This is a genomic window from Ruminococcus sp., from assembly GCF_019417665.1.
GTDB lineage: Bacteria > Bacillota > Clostridia > Oscillospirales > Ruminococcaceae > Ruminococcus_C.
In genome coordinates this window covers 1-18,446 of record NZ_DXUU01000021.1, presented here as the reverse complement: position 1 = coordinate 18,446, position 18,446 = coordinate 1, and the positions used below count along the sequence as shown (strand labels likewise).

20 protein-coding genes are annotated in these 18,446 nt (G+C 39.6%); 1 reads left to right on the top strand and 19 read right to left on the bottom strand.

Annotation, left to right across the window (positions count from 1 at the left end; genetic code table 11):
- Positions 1-2: 2 nt before the first annotated feature.
- The 19 genes from QZ375_RS07165 to QZ375_RS07075 all read right to left on the bottom strand — a co-directional run bounded on the left by QZ375_RS07165 (position 3) and on the right by QZ375_RS07075 (position 16,885).
- Entirely contained in the window at positions 3-692 is a 690-nt protein-coding gene (locus tag QZ375_RS07165; RefSeq protein WP_295217375.1) for a response regulator transcription factor, read from the bottom strand.
- The gene (locus tag QZ375_RS07160; protein WP_295217373.1) at positions 685-2,136 is read right to left on the bottom strand and encodes a HAMP domain-containing sensor histidine kinase; all 1,452 of its coding nucleotides are present in this window, start codon (positions 2,134-2,136) and stop codon (positions 685-687) included. The genes QZ375_RS07165 and QZ375_RS07160 overlap by 8 nt, the downstream gene beginning before the upstream one ends.
- Positions 2,137-2,179: 43 nt before the next feature.
- A complete protein-coding gene (locus QZ375_RS07155; protein WP_295217371.1) occupies positions 2,180-3,088 on the bottom strand; it encodes a DUF368 domain-containing protein in 909 nt (302 codons plus the stop codon).
- A 612-nt stretch (positions 3,089-3,700) separates the two neighbouring features.
- Positions 3,701-4,180, bottom strand: a complete 480-nt coding sequence (locus tag QZ375_RS07145; RefSeq protein ID WP_295217368.1) for a hypothetical protein — start codon at positions 4,178-4,180, stop codon at positions 3,701-3,703.
- Positions 4,181-4,213: 33 nt separating this feature from the next.
- Complete coding sequence (locus QZ375_RS07140) at positions 4,214-4,543, bottom strand: hypothetical protein (RefSeq protein WP_295217366.1); 330 nt, start codon at positions 4,541-4,543, stop codon at positions 4,214-4,216.
- Between the two features lie 15 nt (positions 4,544-4,558).
- Positions 4,559-5,275, bottom strand: a complete 717-nt coding sequence (locus QZ375_RS07135) for a metallophosphoesterase (RefSeq protein ID WP_295217364.1) — start codon at positions 5,273-5,275, stop codon at positions 4,559-4,561.
- 15 nt (positions 5,276-5,290) lie between these two features.
- Positions 5,291-5,725 (bottom strand): hypothetical protein, encoded by a 435-nt coding sequence (locus QZ375_RS07130; RefSeq protein WP_295217362.1) that lies wholly within the window; start codon positions 5,723-5,725, stop codon positions 5,291-5,293.
- 180 nt (positions 5,726-5,905) lie between these two features.
- On the bottom strand, positions 5,906-6,610 hold the full coding sequence (locus QZ375_RS07125; RefSeq protein ID WP_295217360.1) for a hypothetical protein: 705 nt from the start codon (positions 6,608-6,610) through the stop codon (positions 5,906-5,908).
- A 70-nt stretch (positions 6,611-6,680) separates the two neighbouring features.
- The gene (locus QZ375_RS07120; protein WP_295217358.1) at positions 6,681-7,643 is read right to left on the bottom strand and encodes a WYL domain-containing protein; all 963 of its coding nucleotides are present in this window, start codon (positions 7,641-7,643) and stop codon (positions 6,681-6,683) included.
- 190 nt (positions 7,644-7,833) lie between these two features.
- Positions 7,834-8,838, bottom strand: a complete 1,005-nt coding sequence (locus QZ375_RS07115; RefSeq protein ID WP_295217355.1) for a GNAT family N-acetyltransferase — start codon at positions 8,836-8,838, stop codon at positions 7,834-7,836.
- On the bottom strand, positions 8,780-8,914 hold the full coding sequence (locus QZ375_RS14275; protein ID WP_365728581.1) for a Fic family protein: 135 nt from the start codon (positions 8,912-8,914) through the stop codon (positions 8,780-8,782). The genes QZ375_RS07115 and QZ375_RS14275 overlap by 59 nt, the downstream gene beginning before the upstream one ends.
- Before the next feature lie 340 nt (positions 8,915-9,254).
- Positions 9,255-9,815, bottom strand: coding sequence for a flavin reductase family protein (locus QZ375_RS07110; protein WP_295217353.1), 561 nt, complete (start codon positions 9,813-9,815; stop codon positions 9,255-9,257).
- Positions 9,816-10,207: 392 nt separating this feature from the next.
- Positions 10,208-10,450, bottom strand: coding sequence for an HPr family phosphocarrier protein (locus tag QZ375_RS07105; RefSeq protein ID WP_295217351.1), 243 nt, complete (start codon positions 10,448-10,450; stop codon positions 10,208-10,210).
- A 17-nt stretch (positions 10,451-10,467) separates the two neighbouring features.
- On the bottom strand, positions 10,468-11,430 hold the full coding sequence (locus QZ375_RS07100) for a carbohydrate kinase (RefSeq protein WP_295217349.1): 963 nt from the start codon (positions 11,428-11,430) through the stop codon (positions 10,468-10,470).
- Positions 11,431-11,432: 2 nt separating this feature from the next.
- Positions 11,433-12,719: a glycoside hydrolase family 32 protein gene (locus tag QZ375_RS07095; protein WP_295217347.1), complete on the bottom strand. Its 1,287-nt coding sequence runs from the start codon at positions 12,717-12,719 to the stop codon at positions 11,433-11,435.
- Between the two features lie 11 nt (positions 12,720-12,730).
- The gene (gene ugpC / locus QZ375_RS07090) at positions 12,731-13,825 is read right to left on the bottom strand and encodes a sn-glycerol-3-phosphate ABC transporter ATP-binding protein UgpC (RefSeq protein WP_295217345.1); all 1,095 of its coding nucleotides are present in this window, start codon (positions 13,823-13,825) and stop codon (positions 12,731-12,733) included.
- A gap of 3 nt (positions 13,826-13,828) precedes the next feature.
- Positions 13,829-14,680 (bottom strand): carbohydrate ABC transporter permease, encoded by an 852-nt coding sequence (locus QZ375_RS07085; RefSeq protein WP_295217343.1) that lies wholly within the window; start codon positions 14,678-14,680, stop codon positions 13,829-13,831.
- Positions 14,677-15,558 carry a sugar ABC transporter permease gene (locus QZ375_RS07080; RefSeq protein WP_295217341.1) on the bottom strand — a complete coding sequence of 294 codons (882 nt, stop codon included), beginning with the start codon at positions 15,556-15,558 and terminating at the stop codon, positions 14,677-14,679. The genes QZ375_RS07085 and QZ375_RS07080 overlap by 4 nt, the downstream gene beginning before the upstream one ends.
- A 4-nt stretch (positions 15,559-15,562) precedes the next feature.
- Positions 15,563-16,885, bottom strand: a complete 1,323-nt coding sequence (locus QZ375_RS07075; protein ID WP_295217339.1) for a sugar ABC transporter substrate-binding protein — start codon at positions 16,883-16,885, stop codon at positions 15,563-15,565.
- Between the two features lie 250 nt (positions 16,886-17,135).
- On the opposite strand from QZ375_RS07075, the gene QZ375_RS07070 reads away from it, so the two are divergent.
- Entirely contained in the window at positions 17,136-18,161 is a 1,026-nt protein-coding gene (locus QZ375_RS07070; protein ID WP_295217337.1) for a LacI family DNA-binding transcriptional regulator, read from the top strand.
- Positions 18,162-18,446 lie beyond the last annotated feature (285 nt).

Sequence of the window (18,446 nt, the reverse complement as noted above, 5' to 3'; positions counted from 1 at the left end):
ACCTACGCTCTGAAACGATATCCCGCACCCCACACTGTTTCAATATAGTGCGGACTGGAAGGATCGTCCTCAATTTTTTCACGGAGCCTGTTAATATGAACTGCTACTGTTGCATTATCGCCGACAGCGTCCATGCCCCAGATTCGCTCATACAGCGTTTCCTTATCGAAAACCATGTCCGCATTTGTCACCAGAAAAAGCAGCAGTTCATACTCCTTATTCTTAAGACTGATTTCTTTTTCCTTTACAAATACACGATGTGACTTCGGATTGATACGAATAGCGCCTACTGTTATTTCCGGCTGAATCTCCCGTATACCGCCTTTCAGTCTGTTGTAAGTTGCAATATGTGCCTGCACTCTTGCAACAAGTTCTCCGGGTGAAAAAGGTTTTACGATGTAATCGTCAGCACCAAGTCCCAGACCTCTGATCTTATCAATATCTTCTTTTTTTGCTGTTACCATAAGAATAGGTATATCAAGATGTTCACGCAAACTTCGGCAGACTGTAAAACCGTCTATCTGCGGTAGCATCAGATCAAGCAGAATCAGCTGAAAACCGCCTTGTAACGCCGTATTCATTCCACTTACACCGTCAGTTTCAATTATTACCTCAAACCCATTGATTTCAAGATAATCACGTTCAATTTCAGCAATGGCAATATCATCTTCTATAATCAGAATTTTATTCATGCTGTCCCTCCTTTGGAATTGTCATCACGATACGCAAACCTTTTGGCTGCAAATTTTCCGCATGAATCGAACCGCCGAAACGTTTCAGAATTTTTGCAGTAATGGCAAGCCCTAGTCCGCTTCCTTTGTTTGGATTGTTCCTTGACGGATCGCTGCGGTAAAATACATCAAACAGCTTCGGCAATGCCTCCGGCGGAACTCCGGGGCCATTATCCTCAATGATAACACTTACATCTTCTGCCGAATTTTCACAGTAAATCTCTACAGTTACTGTTTCGCTGTCTTTGTATTTCAGACTGTTTTCCAGAATGTTGGTAACGGCACTGCGCAGCTGAACAGGGTCAGCATAAACCTCCAACTCCTGCGGAATATCTTTGCAAAAAATCTGCATTCCCTTTTCCCGATATTCCTTTTCATTTGATGTGACGATAGAGCGAATTTCCTGTCTTATTTTCAGTTTCTCCGGATAAAAAGGACAATCACCAAGATCAAGTTTTGAAAACAGAAACAGCTTGTCTACCATGCGGTCGATATCATTTGCTTTGACAAGAATGGTTTTCATGTATTTCTGCTGCATCTGCGGTGTTGCCGCAACACCCTCTAGCAATCCCTCAATATACGCTTTAATTGAAGTCAGCGGCGTTCTCAGATCGTGAGAGATTCCAGCAATCAGTTCCTTACGGTTCTGTTCATTTTTCTGCGTAATTTCCACGGATTCCTTTAATCTTGCTGCCATATCGTTAAAATCCTCACAGACACTCTGAAACTCATCCTTTCCGCTATATGTAATACGATAATCCAGATTTCCGTCACGAATCTGATGAACACCATCTGTGAGAATATCCAGAGGTGCCTCTATTTTTTTGAAAACAAACTTTGTAAGAAAGCGATTTGTGACAATTACCGCTACAATAATCATGATGCAAAGAATTACAATAATATTTTTTACCAGAAATTCATTGTAGTCGCTTTCTTGTATATTACTACTGCTGTAAATTAAAATATGATATGTTTTACCATCTACGAAAATTTTTTCTCCATAAAGGCAACTGCCCTTCATGGAAACACTTCCCTCACCGCCTAAACTTTCCATTGCTGAAACAAGCACAGCCTCCGTTTGACTGCTACTACCTATGGTGCAAACAATTCCTTTATCATTATAGATTTCCAGCTTTATTTCTTGAGATGTAAGATATTTTTCAACCGTATGATATAGTTTAGAATCCGATACATCTTCTTTACTGCCAAGGAATTCCTTTGACTGTTCCACAAGGAGTTCATGGATGTACGAAAGGTTGTTTTCCTTTCCTGTTTCGTTCATAAGCTGCTTATAAAATAAATTCATAAACAGAAATAGGGATATGAAAATTATAAGGATACTGACCAATGCCGGAATGACCAGCATCAGGGTATTGGAAATAAACAGCCGTTTTTTTATCGTCATAGCTGAATCAGCTCACTTCATGAATCATAATAAATTTATTATATCACTCTGACATTGTTTCGTCAATCTGTTCTGACTTTGCAGACACAATTTTCATCGCCTGCATCCCCATAATGACAACACCGCCAATGATAAAAAATACAAAGCTGAATGTAGGAAAAGAAAGCGCTGGCTGCGGTATATCAAGAGTAGTCGGACCCATTACAATTGCATAAAGCGAACCCAGCATAAGCCCGATGATAAGATAAACCGTTGCTGCTCTGTGCTTATCAAGAGCCTTTCTGATAATCTTGATAATGAATATGACTCCAGTAACCACGCCCAGCCCAAATGCGATCACAATTGGCAGCGAATGAAAATCAAAATGCAGAATATCCTTAATTGCTGTGACAATCGGCAGATAAATTCCGAAAATCAGAAGCAGCGTTGAACCTGATATTCCGGGCAGAATCATAGCACAAATTGCAATTGCTCCGCAGACAAATACATATACAAATGTTAAAATATTCGGGCTGCTTAAATCCATGCCATTCCCACCGCCGACCGGATTGAAATATGTAATGGCAGATACCAGCACAATTCCTATCATGACAAAAAATATTCTGCTGATTTTTTCTTTCAGACAGCTTTTTTCTTCGATAATCACAACAGGAATTGCAAAAATAATAAATCCCATAAACAGTGAAGAAATCTGATAAATATGCGTTTCAAACACATTCGCAAGAATCAGCACTGCAAGTCCGAATCCGATTACCCAGCCAATACCAAGCTTTATCAGATATTTTACTGCGGAAATTCTTTTTTCCTTTGTGCCGGAAATCAAATCGTCCAGCGAACCTACAAAATTATCATAAAATCCCAGCAAAAACGCCACTGTTCCGCCGGATACTCCTGGAACACTATCAGCCAGTGCCATGCAGAAACCGTGAAGAAAAGTCAGAATTTTTTTCATGATGAATTACTCCTTTATCGTTTGTTTTCTTCATAATACATCAGATAGTTCAAACGAGTTGAAACTATGCTTCAACCGGAGATAAAATATTGTTAAACTGTTTTTAAACTGAAAAAGAGCTGCCGCACCTTTCTGCAAGGTACAGCAGCTCATAAAATTATCAGTTGATGTTTTTTTAAATCATCTGCAAAGGTATCACCCGAAGATTCACATTGAGGACACACCGCAGTTTTACGATTTATCTGTATTCAACCGCTGTGCGGAAACTGGAAAGGTTCTGCTGACCATTGAATGCTGGCAGGAGGTTCACCCCGGACTTGTTTCCATTCCAGTAAACTGGGACTACAGCATTCCTTACGGTCTGCTTTACAGCTTTGATGCGCCGGAAGATGTGCTTAGGTTTGTGGAAACAGTAAGAGCCTGTTCAGCATCTTTTCGCACATGTCTTTTCGGTGAATTTTACTGCTTTCTGCGTTAAAAATTCTTGCCGGGCGACAGCCCGCCTGCGAATTTTCGCCTTGAAATCAGCGAAAATTCACTCAAAAATCCATGCACGACAAGATACTAAACAGGCTCTAAAAGATCTTCGATAACATCACTGATAAATTCGCTTCACATTTTATGCCTATACAGACGAGTTTTCTTGTATTTTTCCAGTGCATCAAAAATCTTATGATACACTACCTGATTCGGGTAACGTCTATAATCTGCAAAAACAGAAATTCCAGTATGATAAAAATGCTCCAGAATCGCAGCAGCACAGCCGGCACTTCGACTCTGACCATACTCGCACTGACAGATGATATCCATTCCACTGCTATATGCTTGATAAACAAACTTTGCTATTTCATCGGCTTCAGAAAAGTAAGTATCATAGGTATATCCTCTGTCTTTGAGGACTTCTAAATCAAGATCATCAAGTTCACTGTAAAAAACATGGTCGCATACACCGCTGTAATCTACATGAGTATAATCTTTATCAATACGTTTGATCGCTGGGTCGTAAAAGCTGATAACGGCTGTGTTTGCAGGAAATTCATCATTAGAAATAATTGCTTCAATTTCTTCTCTGGAATAAACAGTTATATACATAAAATTTCTCCTATCAATTTACATTTCTTTCGTTTACCTATCCAGATAACACCTATAATGCTCGCTGTAATCATAACGAATGCAAATATCAGTTAAAATTTCAAAGTCATTCTTAATTCCCTCAATGTGATCAGAATCTATATTCGGATTCATATAAATCACAGGCTTGCTCTTGTTTGTAATCTCCACTCTTCCCCTCGGATAGTAATTATACGGCTTATTGCAGCCTTTCGGTTTTACGAATTCCCATAACTTTTTATGATTGTAGGTATCGCCTGATTTGGCAATGCCGCCTGTTTGTGTACCGTCAAAGGGATAGGAATGCAGTTCACCATCTATGATCCAGAATACGCCTTTTTTCATAATCACTCCTGTACACTACCCTTTTGGATACACTCTTTCAATGCCTGTATCCGTGAGCTTTATAATATCATTATAGATCAGTATATGCTTTTTGTCATACCACCCGGAATGATGATAGTGACCTGAGAACCATAGTTCAAAATTTGTTTTCTCATCAAGCTCGTCGAAAAAATCCGTCAGTCTATTTTTCTGATAATACATATCAGAAAACAAATCTTCTTGTATGCGATTTGGCAGCGAATGGGTAATGATGATATCCGCTTTCCAATTTGCAGATTCCAGTACCTGTCGTCCGTGCTCCATTTCTTCCTCATTTGGCAATTCTTCTTCCCACATGGTAACACCAGGTTTGCGATATTGCTTGTCGTGACTTTCTGCACCGCCAAATGCAAAGATACGTTTTCCGTCAATCTCAAACAGACTTCCCCTACAAAGATGAAGAATATTGTCTGTGATTTTCTGAATCTTGCCGCCTTTCCATTCCTCTATCGGATAAGCCTTCAGCATATCGAAATTCTCGTGATTCCCGTCTATCCAAAGGGTTGTCCAAGGCTTTTTGTCAAGCCATTTCAGCCAGTATCTTTCTTCCGCAGAATCACACCAGCACAAACCGAAATCTCCGCAGATAATGACATAATCTGAACGTGTCAGTTCTTTTTGTATAGTAAAACAGTCAGTGGAAAACTTGTGTATGTCATGATGTCCGTGTAAATCTCCTGTGATAAAAATCATAACAACCTCCCTTTCTTAGTCCAAACGAGTCAGTGACAGCACAAATGTGCTACTTTGATGAATGGACATTGGTGTCTGATAATACACGAAAATGCCATCATCACATCTGCCGAAATTATCATACCCACGGCATTCCAAACGTATTTCATTTCCGCTTTTCCACACGTTTGCAACATACATCCTCTGACGGCTGACAACTCTGGAAACGCCATTGATATTACGTGTGCCGTCCAGTCCCCAGCGACTTCTTGCTTCACGGGTATCCGGTCGAACGATTTCCAGTATGTAATAATGTCCTGATTCCACTGCGTTGCGTTCTATACGCCGTTCGTCATGATGCTTTAAACGGTTCAGATCAGCGGCAATCGTCTGATTTCCCGAATATGAGTTAGTGGATTGCGGAGTGAGCCTCCTGCTAGGTTGGAACTGCAGAGTGAGTCTTTTGCTCATGACTGTTACCTCCAATGATTCAATTGATTTGCCTTTCAGGCTGGCTAAATCATATCATACTGTCAAGCTTGTTTCCGAAGATTCGGGCGGATTTTTGAAAATTCTCTGTTTTGTATAAATTCAAATAAGTTAATTGTACAAATTATATATAGATATAGTTCGATTATTAGATTCAAGTTTTTATTTTTTGGTCTGATATTTCCATATTGCATTATCAAGCATTCTTACTGTAATTTCAGGACGTTCTTTTTGAAGTACTAAAACTGTTTGAGCCATTAATGACTGAATATCCTCAAATTGTATATCAGGATAATAATTATGAATAAAGCGTTCTAACCAACGGTCAGGTTTGCACAAATTTGCATCTCCTGCTAACATATATAAATAGCGAAGCATGATACCGCTTCCTTGTCCACGTACAGAACAAATTTGTTTATTTAGATTTTCGTTATCTTTAAAATTTTGAAAGTCTCCTACCGTGTCAATATTATTTAATTTCATAATACGTGCAACTTCCAGTGATGCCTGTGCCTTTAAAATACCGTTCTTTGGAGACGTCCTTTGCTTATTTTTCAAAACCTCACTCGCAAATGCTTCAACATCATCAAACTGTTCTGCATTATGCAAAAAATCAGAGATCGTGTGCTCACTCTTATCTGTTTCTCCATTATCTATTTCAGCAAAAGTTTTTAATTCCAAATTATAATAATTTAGATATCTTTGCCAAACATTTCTGGTGGAAGAATACTTGGCTCCAATTGAAAAAACTGCATCTAAAATGCAAATAGGCAGAGATCTTTTAAAGTCAAGATTTTCATCTTTTGAAATTCCTTCAAGAATTTTTTTGCAGCACTCAATGTACGCTTCTTTCATTTCATAAATCATAATAGTATTCCTTTCGTTTTTACAATAACTTTATTATAACATGCCCACCTATACAAAAATCTGTACAAGCCTACTTATAAGGTGAATCTTTTACAACCTTACAAATCCGATCTCTCAGCTCCAGCGGCTGAAGTATCTCGCAGGTGTCCAGAAACTGCAGCGCCCAGACGTACATACCATTAAGATTGGCAGAAAATGATGCTGTAAAAGTTTCATCATCGTTGGGTACAATCTGAATATCCGTTCCGAATCGCATAATAACCTGATCCAGAATATACTTGTGACATTTCATTTTGATTCGTTCAGGTTTTCCGCTGTACATAAACACTGCATTTTGTATGTATTCATTCAAGTGAAAATTAGCAGGCATAGGTTGTGATTTTTCCTCCATCAGCTGAATATCCTTTATCCTGCTGATGTGATAATGACGAGGTTCTTCCACATCGTCCCAACCACAGATCAAATAATAACTCCCATCATAGATCGCCATACTGTATGGGCTAACGATGTGACGATGACTGCCCTTCTGATGCAGTTTCTTGTCAAAACCATATTCTGTATAGATAAAGGATACTTTCTTTTGCTCGGCAATCGCCTTGTCCAACATATCAATATTGTAAAAGGTTTCTTTATTCGGTGTTTTCGCATGGTCACGGCAAATCATCAGGGAATGATACAATTTGCGTTTCGGCTTGCTCACCAGATTTTGCAGTTTTTGAATCAACTGCGCAGAATGCTTGGCTGGAATTGTATTGTTTGCATAAACGCTATCCACCAACAGCCGCACTTCACTGACATCAAACATTCTTCCCCGCAGATAATACCCCTCTTTATTTTCTTCAAACATAGAAACATCATAGCCAAGTTGATTCAGTGCGTTCAGACAATCATAAACTGTCCGGCGGTCGATTTCTCTATCATACAACAGTTTCATTTTTGACTTGATGTCCTTCATACTGAGTATATTCTCTGTATCGGAATATTCCCATAGAATTTGCAGCAGACAGATGATATTTGCTTTTGATGACGGCATCGCTTTCCTCCTGTGTATTTTAAAATTTATCCAACATACAAAGTTACTCCCTGATTTCATCGTACTATTTTTTTGTACAGCATGTCAAGTGAATCACAAATCCAGACTGTTACTATGCGTAATTGTTATGTAAATTGTGAGACATAAAACCGCTTGTGAAAAAATTGAATTTCACAAGCGGTTTTACTTTTTATTTCCGATACCTAAGCCAAACCGAACCATCTGGCTGAACCTTTACATCCAACAAGAAAAATTCCTGCATCGCACTCTTTTCAAAAAGTGGTTTACTATTTTCACCGGCAACGATCGGAGCAACAACAAGGCTCAATTCATCAATCAGATTCTCTCGTTCAAAAGCACCATTGATGATACTTCCACCCTCAAGCAGCAAATTTTTGATTCCGAAAATGCTATAAAGCTTATTCAGAGCAACATTCAAATCGATATCATCTTTGCCTGCAAAAATATATGACACACCGATTTTTCTGTAATATGCCATCACTTCCTTTGATGTCGTTTCACTCAGCACTTCAATGATATGGCAGTCATCATAACCAGGATCATCATCGTGAGTTTTGCTGTCTGTCCAGCCAATTTTACCATACCGATCAAATGAAACGGCATAATAATGATGCTTCTGAACAATATAATCCTCATACGGAATATCCTCATCAGAAAACCCTGATAAATCCGGCTTGAAGCCATTGGTGAAACTGGATTCCATTGTTACCCGACCGCAGGCAAAGGCATCGCCTTTCAGTTTTCTGTTCAATTCGTAGTAGGTCTCGCTTACCTGTGTGCCGATTTTTCCAAAGAGAAAATCTCCAGTCACCTTTCCGTCTATCGAAGTCACCATATGACATATCACAAGTGGACGCAAACCATGTTTCTCAATATATTTTTGTGCGTAAGAACAAGTGGCTTTTACTTCTCCGCCCCTTGCATTGATTTCATTCAGACAAAGACGCATCAGTTTTCCTGCAATGCCCTGCCCCTGCATGGATTCATCAACCTTTGTTGATTTTATCTCATAAACATTATTTTCTCTTTTCGGAAAAATAATCTTTCCCACTTCTTTGCCATTATCATCGATACAGCTTATTTTGCTTTCATAAGTTAAAAAATTCATTTCAGCATCACTTCTTCCGATATTTCTGATTTTTACTATTTGGCTTATCAGGAATTGTACGTTCAATCAATTTCTTATCAAGAGCAGGAGTCAGATAATTCTTCCTGAAGGTCGGACGATGCGACAATTCAAGACGCTTCATGATCTCAGCCGCTGAGAGCCTGTTCAGCATCTTTTTTCGCACGTCTTTTCGGCAAATTTTGCCGTTAACTGCGTCGAAAATCCGCACATAAAAAGATACTGAACAGGCTCTGAAAGTTCCCCATTTCCTAACACAGCAAGCAATCTGTTGGTCGGTCACTTGGTCGCTGCCTTGATCGATTGACCGACCAACAACCGTTGTATCCGTTCAGCGTGTCACGAATGATTTCAAGCATAAGCTCTACAAACACAACACTGTCCGCCATATGAAATGGTGGTTGATATTCGCTCATTTGATTGTTCCTCTTACTGTATTCGGCATAATTTCACGGAGAATAGTATTATATCAGACTCTTTCCGCTGCCCCAGGCATCGCCGACCTTTTCGCCAATCACATGGTAGGCATTATTAAATGGGTCAAAGCAAATCGGAGCGACCTTGCTGACATCCACCTTACCGTCTGTCAATGCAGATTCATCCACGCTGACATTCACAATTTCGCCCTTGAGAATGCAGGTTTCCTCATCATAGCTGATCACCCTGCACTCCATACATACTGCAAGCTCATTGATGATCGGTGCATTCACCAGTTCACTTTTTGTGGCAGTGAATCCGGCTTTTGCAAATTTATCCTCAGTGTTATTGCCGGAAGCAATTCCAACATAATCGCATCCTGCAATATGAGCTACATCAGCCATACTGATCGTAAACGCTCCAGTAACTGCAAAATTCTTGCAGGTTTTGTGATTCGGCGACAGACAAACCGAAACCTCTTTTTCCTCGCTGATGCCGCCCCATGCAGCATTCATAGCGTTGGGATTTCCGTTTTCGTCATAAGTTGCGATGATGAAAACCGGCTGCGGATAGCTGTAAGCCTTTGCGCCAAAATTTTTCCTACTCATAGTAGATTCCTCCTGTATCTGAAAAATATTACACTTCTATTATATCACTTTTCTGAAATTGATGCAATAGATTCTGTAAAGCTAATCCTGTAAGCAGTGTAAAGCAAATCCAAACGTCCTATCCTGTTCTCCCGTCAATGGCATCTATTACAGCTATTTTTCTTTTGCAGAACTGGCATTTCGGCTGCATATGAATAACAAAACCAATAAAAAGAGCATAACCATCCAAGCTGTTTCGCTGAACTGTTATGCTCTAACAATATAATTTCTGTATTCTATTTTTAATTATGGCTTTTTTCGATGTCTTAACGCCTGAGTTGCACTGAATTTTCATCTCATTGGAATTTCTATCCTTATATATTTTTAAACTGAACAGCAACATTGCTAAGAAGTTATTTTATAGCCATAAACGGAAAAATATCATGTTCAATTTCAGTAATTTCTCTATCATTTTCAGAATCAATTCTCAGAATGAAAGGTTTACTTAAATCCATGCTGAAAATGCCCATAATTGATTTTGCATCAACAATGTATCTGTCTGATATGATATCAAAGTTACAGTTATATTTCATTACTGCACTAACAAACATCTTGACATCATCCACTGTATTCAACCGAATACTTACTTCTTTCATGATATTCTCCTTTGTATTCATCTGCCTATCTCTGCAAATTTATAAATCTCATCACGTCCAGGCATTACTTTCAAAGCACCTTTTCTCGTTGTAACAATTGCCGCAGCGGTATTTGCAAAAACAAGCATCGCCGATAATTCTTCATTCGAAAAATCCTTTATGCCATACTCCAAAACCTTGCTTAAAATGCAGCCGCAGAATGTGTCGCCTGCACCGGTCGTTTCAATTGTTTCAGCAGGCGTGATCGGTACAAAGGCATATCCTGTTTTTGAATAAGCTCTGCTGCCGTTTTTCCCCAGTGACAGTAGAATCAGAGGAATATTGTACTTATCTCTCAGGCTTGCAATTGCTTTATCAAAATCCGTTTCATTGGTCAGCCACTGAATTTCGTTATCAGATATTTTCAGAATATCACAATGCTGCAATCCATACTCGATCTTCTCTCTTGCAGTATCAAGATCATTCCACAAATTCTCCCTCAGATTTGGGTCAAACGATCGGATACAACCTGCTTTTTCAGCAATTGCCACTGCCTTTTTGGTTGCAGCGTCACACACCGGATTTGTCATAGATAGCGAACCATAATGAAATATTCTGCTATTCTCAATAAGTTCTTCATTCACATCAGATTCACTAAGCATCATATCTGCACCGGGATTTCTGTAAAAGGAAAACTCTCTGTCACCGCCTTCAAGAGTATGCACAAACGCAAGCGTCGTATTGACTTTCTCATCTTCCGCAAGTCCAGTAATGTTAATACCAATTTCGGAAACCACTTTTTTCAATTGTCTGCCGAAAATATCTTTTCCAACCTTACCAATAAATGCGGTTTGATATCCAAGTTTTGTCAGCATTGCAAGAACATTGCATGGCGCTCCGCCGGGATTTGCCTCCATAATTGGATTTCCCTGTTGACTCATGCCGTTTTCTGTAAAATCTATCAGAAGCTCTCCTAAAGCACATACATCAAATTCAGGCATGATTATTCCTCCAATCCATAAACTTCTGTATTTTGATTGCAGATGATTTCATCTGTCAGATCATAAACTGCACTGGAAATCACATATTCGCCGTTGTTGACGAAAACCTCGATAATATTTCTGTCCACATAAATTTCAAGAGAAAATCCATCTTTCAACTCAGGCGTTTCGCAGACATTTTTCAGTTCCATATGCCCTCTGATAACCGCGTTTCTGTCAGTAATGATTTTCCCATTTTTACGTTTGATACGATAACCGCCAATACTGATACATTCATTATCTGAAATCTCCGTTTTTATCACAAAGGGCTTGCTCATGTCCGGAAAGTTTGTTTTTACTGTGAATTTTCCTGCAATATCCGGATGCGGTCTGAAATAAATATGATTATGATTCACTTCACATAGCCTTGGAATACTAAACATCCCAATTGTGTTATTTTCCATAGGCTCAGGCATTCTCAGCCATGCGATAACAACTCTCCTGCCGTCCTTATCGGTAGTGCTTTGCGGCGCATATAAATCAAGTCCGTAATCAAGATGCTGAAAATTCTCATAAATTTTCATATTGCAGTTTTCTTCATTGAACTCAGCCAATGTACATACAGCCTGATTTCCCCTTTCTTCGTCCATCGGCGAAAAAATAAAAACACCTTGACCATCTGTTTCAAAATAGTCGGGACATTCCCACATCCAGCCCATATTATTGCAAGAAGCATAATTCATGTATTTCCAGTTCACTAAATCGCTGCTCTTGTAAAACAGGACTCTGCCTACATGATCTACTGTACTTCCAAGTATCATATACCAGTTCCCATCTTTGCCCTTCCAGACTTTCGGATCACGGGTATGCGTTTTATTGCCGATTTCAGATTCTGTAAGCGGAAGAATTACAGTTGTCTTTCCGCCAAAATTATCAAAGGCGAATCCGTCCTCGGAACTGATGTGCAGCTGTGCTGAAATAAAATTATCATTCAAACAACAATTGACATTTTGCGGGTCATGTTCGGTATAATTCACACCGGTGTAAAATAAGTGCATCTTTCCGTTGTGTTCAACTGCACTGCCCGAAAAACAGCCGTCACTGTCATCTTTCTTCGTTGGGAAAAGTGCAATATCAAGGTGCTTCCAGTTTGTTAAATCATCGCTTACTGCATGACCCCAGTGCATTCTTCCCCACTGTGAAGCATAGGGAAAATGCTGATAAAACAGGTGATACTTTCCCTTGTAATATATAAATCCGTTCGGATCGTTTATCCAGCCTTTCGGTGCTCTGAGATGAATACGCTGCATACTGTACCTCCTTAAAACAAACTTTCTTCTGTTGTTTTGTCGAAGAAATGAATTCGTGCAGGTGAGAATATAAATTCAATGCTGTCGCCGACATGACTTATCTCATATTTCGACACTCTTGCAACAGTATTTACACCACCGAATGTGAAATAAAGATTGTTTTCATTACCCATCACCTCTGTATTTTCCACAACAGCCTGCTGAACGGAATCTTTATATAAGTCCAGATTCTGAGCGTCAAGCTTGATATCCTCTCCTCGGATACCAAGAATCAGACCGTCTTTTTTACCGCCAAGCTTTGCAATAATATTTTCGGGAAGTGTGATTTTGCTGCCGTCTGCAAACTGCACTGTATTACCATTGACTGTCACATCATAAAAGTTCATCTGGGGAGAACCGATAAAACCGGCAACGAATTTATTGACAGGGTGCTCGTACAGTTCCATAGGTTTCCCCACTTGCTGAATGATACCGTCTTTCATAATGACGATTCTGTCTGCCATTGTCATTGCTTCAACCTGATCGTGGGTAACATAAATCGTGGTACTTCCCAGTTCTCTGTGAAGCTTGCTTATTTCATTTCTCATGCTGACTCTCAACTTTGCATCAAGATTGGAAAGGGGTTCATCCATGAGAAATACCTTTTGATTCTTCACAATTGCACGTCCAAGAGCCACTCTCTGACGCTGACCGCCGGAAAGATTCTTCGGTTTTCTTTTGCGGTATTCCTCTAGTCCCAGAATTCTCACTGCCCAATCCACTTTTTTCTTGATCTCATCAGCCGGAACTTTCATATTTTTCAGTCCGTAAGAAATGTTCTTTTCTACTGTCATGTGAGGATAAAGCGCATAATTCTGAAATACCATTGCAATTCCTCTGTCACGGGGTGCAGTTTCATTCATCACCTTTCCGCCGATTTTCAGTTCGCCGGAAGTGATTTCCTCAAAGCCTGCGATCATGCGCAGTGTTGTGGATTTTCCGCAGCCGGAAGGTCCGACAAAAGCAATGAATTCTTTTTCTTCTATGTTCAAATTAAAGTCTGTAACGCTGTTTTTGTCTGCACCTGCATACTTTTTGCAGATATTTTTCATTTCAATAAAGCTCATAACTTAGCCCTCCTTAGAACCTGTTGATACAACGCCCTCGACGATCTGCTTCGAGAACAGTGAATAAATAATAATAACCGGAATCGTGATCATAGTAATAACTGCAAGCGTCTGTCCCATTGTTGTGTTATCATTGGATGTAATAGAGTTCAGACCGATCTGCGCAGTCAGCAAATCACTTGATGTGAATACAAGAGACGGCCAGAGATAGTCGTTCCATACACCCAGAAAAGTGAATACGCTTACAGTTGCCACAACCGTTTTTGACATCGGCAAAACCATTGTGAAGAAATATTTCAGCGGACTGCAATAATCAAGCTGTGCAGCTTCATAAATATCGTCCGGCAAACTGACAAACACTTGACGAAACAGGAAAATATTAAACGGATTGACGATCATTGGAAGAACATAGCCGATAATATTATTCAGAAGTCCCAATTTGGCAACGGTCAGAAAGTTGATTGTGATGATCGTTTCCGACGGAATGATCATCAGCATCATGATAATCAGAAGCCATTTATCGGCAAAGGGAAATTTTATTTTTGCAAGGGCATATCCTGCTAATCCGTTGACCACAATTCCAAGAATAATCAGAATTGCTGCATAGAACAGTGTGTTTAGCATATAACGCAGAAAGCTTGTATCTGTGATAATCGTAATATAGTTATCGAAGAAGCTTCCATTCAGTGCCGGAGGAATAAATGCGGCAGCGGAGTTCATATCAGCAGTAATGGCTGCATCCCCCTTGAATGAATTTGCCAGCATCCACACAACCGGAAATAAGAAGAACAGCGACATGATCAGCATAACAACTGTCAGAATCCAGCCGTTGATTTTTTGAAATCTCGTTTTCATTTTTTCTTCTCCTCCTTATCCTTTGTCAGAACATTCTGAATAATTGTAAGAATGATAACGAATACAACGAATACGACTGCCATTGCCGAGGAAAGACCTATCTCCCAGTTTACCGTACCGGTTTCATAAATGTCATATACCAAAGTATAGGTAGAATTTGAAGGTCCTCCGCCTGTCATAACCATCGGCTGGACGATCATACGGAATGCACCGATAGTGATCGTAATGAAAACGAAGATGCAAAGAGGTTTCAATTCCGGCAGCGTGATATCCTTGAACTTCTGCCATGCACTTGCGTGATCCATTTCAGCCGCCTCATAAAGCGCAGGATTGATTGCCTGCAAACCGCCTAAGAAAATAATCATCTGATAACCAACGCCCTGCCATACGCTCATAAGCGCAATGGAAGGAAGTGCCTGCTTTGCACTGTGAATAAACGGCTGTGCATCTATTCCAAGGTGACCGAGAATGGTATTAATAATGCCTTCAGGACTGTAAATCTGCATCCAAAGCGTAGATACTACTGCAAGCGACATAACTACTGGTATAAAGAATGCGACCTTAAAATATTTCTTGAAATGCGTAACCTTATTGACCAACAGTGCAAGTCCCAGAGAACCAAGACCTTGCAGCGGAACAATGATCGCAACAAATCCAACTGTATTCCAGAATGACTTTGTGAAAAGCTCGTCTTTGAATATTTTTTTGAAATTTTCCAGTCCTACAAAGTGCGTATTATCCGGACTGAGTGCAAAGTAATCCGTAAAGCTGTACACGACAGTTAAAATCATTGGAACAAATAAAAATACAATCATCAAAATCAATGCCGGTGTAAAGAATGACATTCCCATCACGGCATTGGAACGTCTTTTTTTCATAATCTTACCCCCTGATATATCGTTCAAGTTTATCATTGATACGTTCTGTTGCCTTATCAAGCTGTTCCTCAGCATTTTTTCCGCTCAGTGCAATATTTTCAAGGGATTGCTGAAACATGGAACTAAGCTGAGGATAAGCAGGTGTTTTCGGACGTGGATGCCCATAGTCCCTCAGCTGTTCATAAAGCGCCTTATAATTTTCATCCTCTGAGAACAAACTGATTTGTTCATACGCTGCATAAGTAGACGGTAGACTTTTGGTTTTTTCAAAAAGTACAAGTCCGCTTTTTACACCGCTCATCCATTTGACAAGTTCTGTTGCACCTTCAATATTATCTGTTTCCGAAGATGCTGCATATGTCCATGAGCCGGTTGGCGTATAATTTCCGCCGTCCCAGTCATCCCCAACAATGTATGGTGCAACACCAAGATCGACATCAGGATAACTCTGATAAACCGTATTCACTTCCCATGCGCCATCAAATTTGAATGCTGCACGGCCGCTTTCAAAAAGATTCTCTATCGGTACGGCGGACATATACTTTTTATCGACCAGTCCTTTGAAATAACGCATTGCAGAGGCATTTTTTTCAGAATTAAAGATATCATCTACTGTCAAACCGTCTTCACTGACAAAATCTCCTCCGTTTGACCAGATAAACGGCGCATAATAGTAAATGCTCGCTTCACCGACAGGAAATGTCATATCCAACGGATAACCATTTTTACTGTCCATAATCGGTTTCAGCTGTTCAAGAATCCCAAGGAATTCCGTGAATGTCCAAGGATCGTCAGGATCAGGAATTTCGATCCCTGCCTCGGAAATAATATCTTTATTGTAGTACAGTCCGACGCTGGATTCCATTGCCCCCAATGCGTATAGCTGATCATTGTAAGTACCTTGTTCAAGAATCGAGTCCAGATAAACAGCTCTTTCTTCATCACTAAGAGGCACAAGAGGCTGAATGATGCCATTTGCTGCATACGCTGCAATATTCGGTCCGTCAACTGTCAGAACATCCGGCAGATCTCCTGACAGAACCGAAGCGTTTACCTTATCGGAATAACCGCCGCCGCTGTCATTTCTGGGGATAAACTCAATATCCGCAAAATACTTTCCGTTGTATGTTTCATTAAAACTGTCAACGGCTTGACGATAAGCTTCGCCCTCCGGCGTTTCTTCAATGCTATGTACCCAGATGCTCAGATACTCCTCGCCCTCATCAAATCCGGCAATATCACCCGGCTTTATGTTTTTTGTGCATCCGGTCAGGCTGAACGCTGCAAGAGAAATTGCAACAGCACTGTATATCAATTTCTTTTTCATATTCATAAGCCTCCTTGTATAAAATTTGCTTTTTCCGTTTCATAACCGGTAAAGTAACCGGTTACTTTATGCTTATATCATAATACAAATCACGGCACTTGTCAAGAGGTATTTTCAAATTTCATCAGAAAGTATAAAGAACCATAGCTAAATTTGTTTGTTTTTCACAAAACCGGTTATGTAACCGGTTATTCTGTTGCAATTGAAAAAGTAAAGTGCTATAATAAATACAGTAAAGGAGTCTGATTTTATGGTTAAAAAGAAAGTGACATTTGCAGATATAGCAGAATATACCGGATTTTCAAAAACCACAATTTCCCGATATTTTAATAATCCTGATTCACTGACACTGGAAAATCAGGAAAAAATAGCTGAAGCTTTAAAAACATTGGATTATAAAGAAAACAAACTTGCTAAGGTTCTTGCAAATGGAAAAACTGAAATCGTCGGTGTGATTATTCCAAATCTTTATATGCATTATTATTCTGAAATGCTGAACCAAATTATTTCAACCTATGAAAAAAGCGGCTATAAATTTATCGTTTTTGCAGGAAATGAAAAGAAAGAAACAGAACGAAAATACATTAGTGAATTGATTTCCTATAATATCGAAGGTCTGATCATATTAAGTCATACCATTCCATCGGAAGAATTGGCTTCATACAATATTCCGATCGTAGCGATCGAACGTGAGGACAAATACATTTGCAGTGTTAATACGGACAATTACATGGGTGCTGTTCAAGCGACAAGTCTTCTTGTAAAAAGTGGCTGTGATATTGTGATTCATGTGAATTCTCATCTGACACCGGAAATTCCGTCATATGGAAGAATTCAGGGTTTCACAGATTTTTGTACAAAACATGGTATCAATCACAGACTTATTCTGACAGAAGTCGGAAGCAATTTTGAGGAAAATTATGCTGGTATAACCAAACTGTTTCAAGAACTGGAAGAACTGTACTCTGATAAAAAGGTAGGGGTTTTTATGCCCAATGATACTCATGCCAATATTCTTCTGAATATTATCATCAAAAAATATGGCTGTCTGCCTGACCGATACAAGATCGTTGGATTTGACAACTCGCCGATCTCAAAAGAAGCAATCATTCCCATAAGCACCGTGGGACAGCAGATCGAAGTAATAGCAAACGAAGCCATGGAACTGCTTGTCAGTCAAATGGACGAAAGGAAAAAACGTCGTCCAGCTCCCCTTGCAGAACCGATTCACAAGGTAGTTACACCTATTCTGATACGAAGAGAAACTTCTGTATAAGAGCCTGTTCAGTATCTTTTTATGTGCGGATTTTCGAGCATAATTTTGTCGTTTACAAGGAAAAAATCCGCAGGCATACTGACGTATGGCAAGGATTTTCGACGCAGTTAACGGCAAAATTTGCCGAAAGGACGTGCGAAAAAGATGCTGAACAGGCTCTAAATGCAAACAGCCGGCTTTTGAGTCGGCTGAATTTTCTTTTATTTTATCTTGACAACTTGTCAATTTATATTAAGGAAACACTGATTAAATCTTCCCATTGAGCTACAAATATGGTATAATAGA

Coding starts and splice junctions, on each gene's coding strand:
- QZ375_RS07165 (WP_295217375.1), bottom strand. CDS start 692: ATGAATAAAATTCTGATTATAGAAGATGATATTGCCATTGCTGAAATT.
- QZ375_RS07160 (WP_295217373.1), bottom strand. CDS start 2,136: ATGACGATAAAAAAACGGCTGTTTATTTCCAATACCCTGATGCTGGTC.
- QZ375_RS07155 (WP_295217371.1), bottom strand. CDS start 3,088: ATGAAAAAAATTCTGACTTTTCTTCACGGTTTCTGCATGGCACTGGCT.
- QZ375_RS07145 (WP_295217368.1), bottom strand. CDS start 4,180: ATGTATATAACTGTTTATTCCAGAGAAGAAATTGAAGCAATTATTTCT.
- QZ375_RS07140 (WP_295217366.1), bottom strand. CDS start 4,543: ATGAAAAAAGGCGTATTCTGGATCATAGATGGTGAACTGCATTCCTAT.
- QZ375_RS07135 (WP_295217364.1), bottom strand. CDS start 5,275: ATGATTTTTATCACAGGAGATTTACACGGACATCATGACATACACAAG.
- QZ375_RS07130 (WP_295217362.1), bottom strand. CDS start 5,725: ATGAGCAAAAGACTCACTCTGCAGTTCCAACCTAGCAGGAGGCTCACT.
- QZ375_RS07125 (WP_295217360.1), bottom strand. CDS start 6,610: ATGATTTATGAAATGAAAGAAGCGTACATTGAGTGCTGCAAAAAAATT.
- QZ375_RS07120 (WP_295217358.1), bottom strand. CDS start 7,643: ATGCCGTCATCAAAAGCAAATATCATCTGTCTGCTGCAAATTCTATGG.
- QZ375_RS14275 (WP_365728581.1), bottom strand. CDS start 8,914: ATGAAGCGTCTTGAATTGTCGCATCGTCCGACCTTCAGGAAGAATTAT.
- QZ375_RS07110 (WP_295217353.1), bottom strand. CDS start 9,815: ATGAGTAGGAAAAATTTTGGCGCAAAGGCTTACAGCTATCCGCAGCCG.
- QZ375_RS07105 (WP_295217351.1), bottom strand. CDS start 10,450: ATGAAAGAAGTAAGTATTCGGTTGAATACAGTGGATGATGTCAAGATG.
- QZ375_RS07100 (WP_295217349.1), bottom strand. CDS start 11,430: ATGCCTGAATTTGATGTATGTGCTTTAGGAGAGCTTCTGATAGATTTT.
- QZ375_RS07095 (WP_295217347.1), bottom strand. CDS start 12,719: ATGCAGCGTATTCATCTCAGAGCACCGAAAGGCTGGATAAACGATCCG.
- ugpC (WP_295217345.1), bottom strand. CDS start 13,825: ATGAGCTTTATTGAAATGAAAAATATCTGCAAAAAGTATGCAGGTGCA.
- QZ375_RS07085 (WP_295217343.1), bottom strand. CDS start 14,680: ATGAAAACGAGATTTCAAAAAATCAACGGCTGGATTCTGACAGTTGTT.
- QZ375_RS07080 (WP_295217341.1), bottom strand. CDS start 15,558: ATGAAAAAAAGACGTTCCAATGCCGTGATGGGAATGTCATTCTTTACA.
- QZ375_RS07075 (WP_295217339.1), bottom strand. CDS start 16,885: ATGAAAAAGAAATTGATATACAGTGCTGTTGCAATTTCTCTTGCAGCG.
- QZ375_RS07070 (WP_295217337.1), top strand. CDS start 17,136: ATGGTTAAAAAGAAAGTGACATTTGCAGATATAGCAGAATATACCGGA.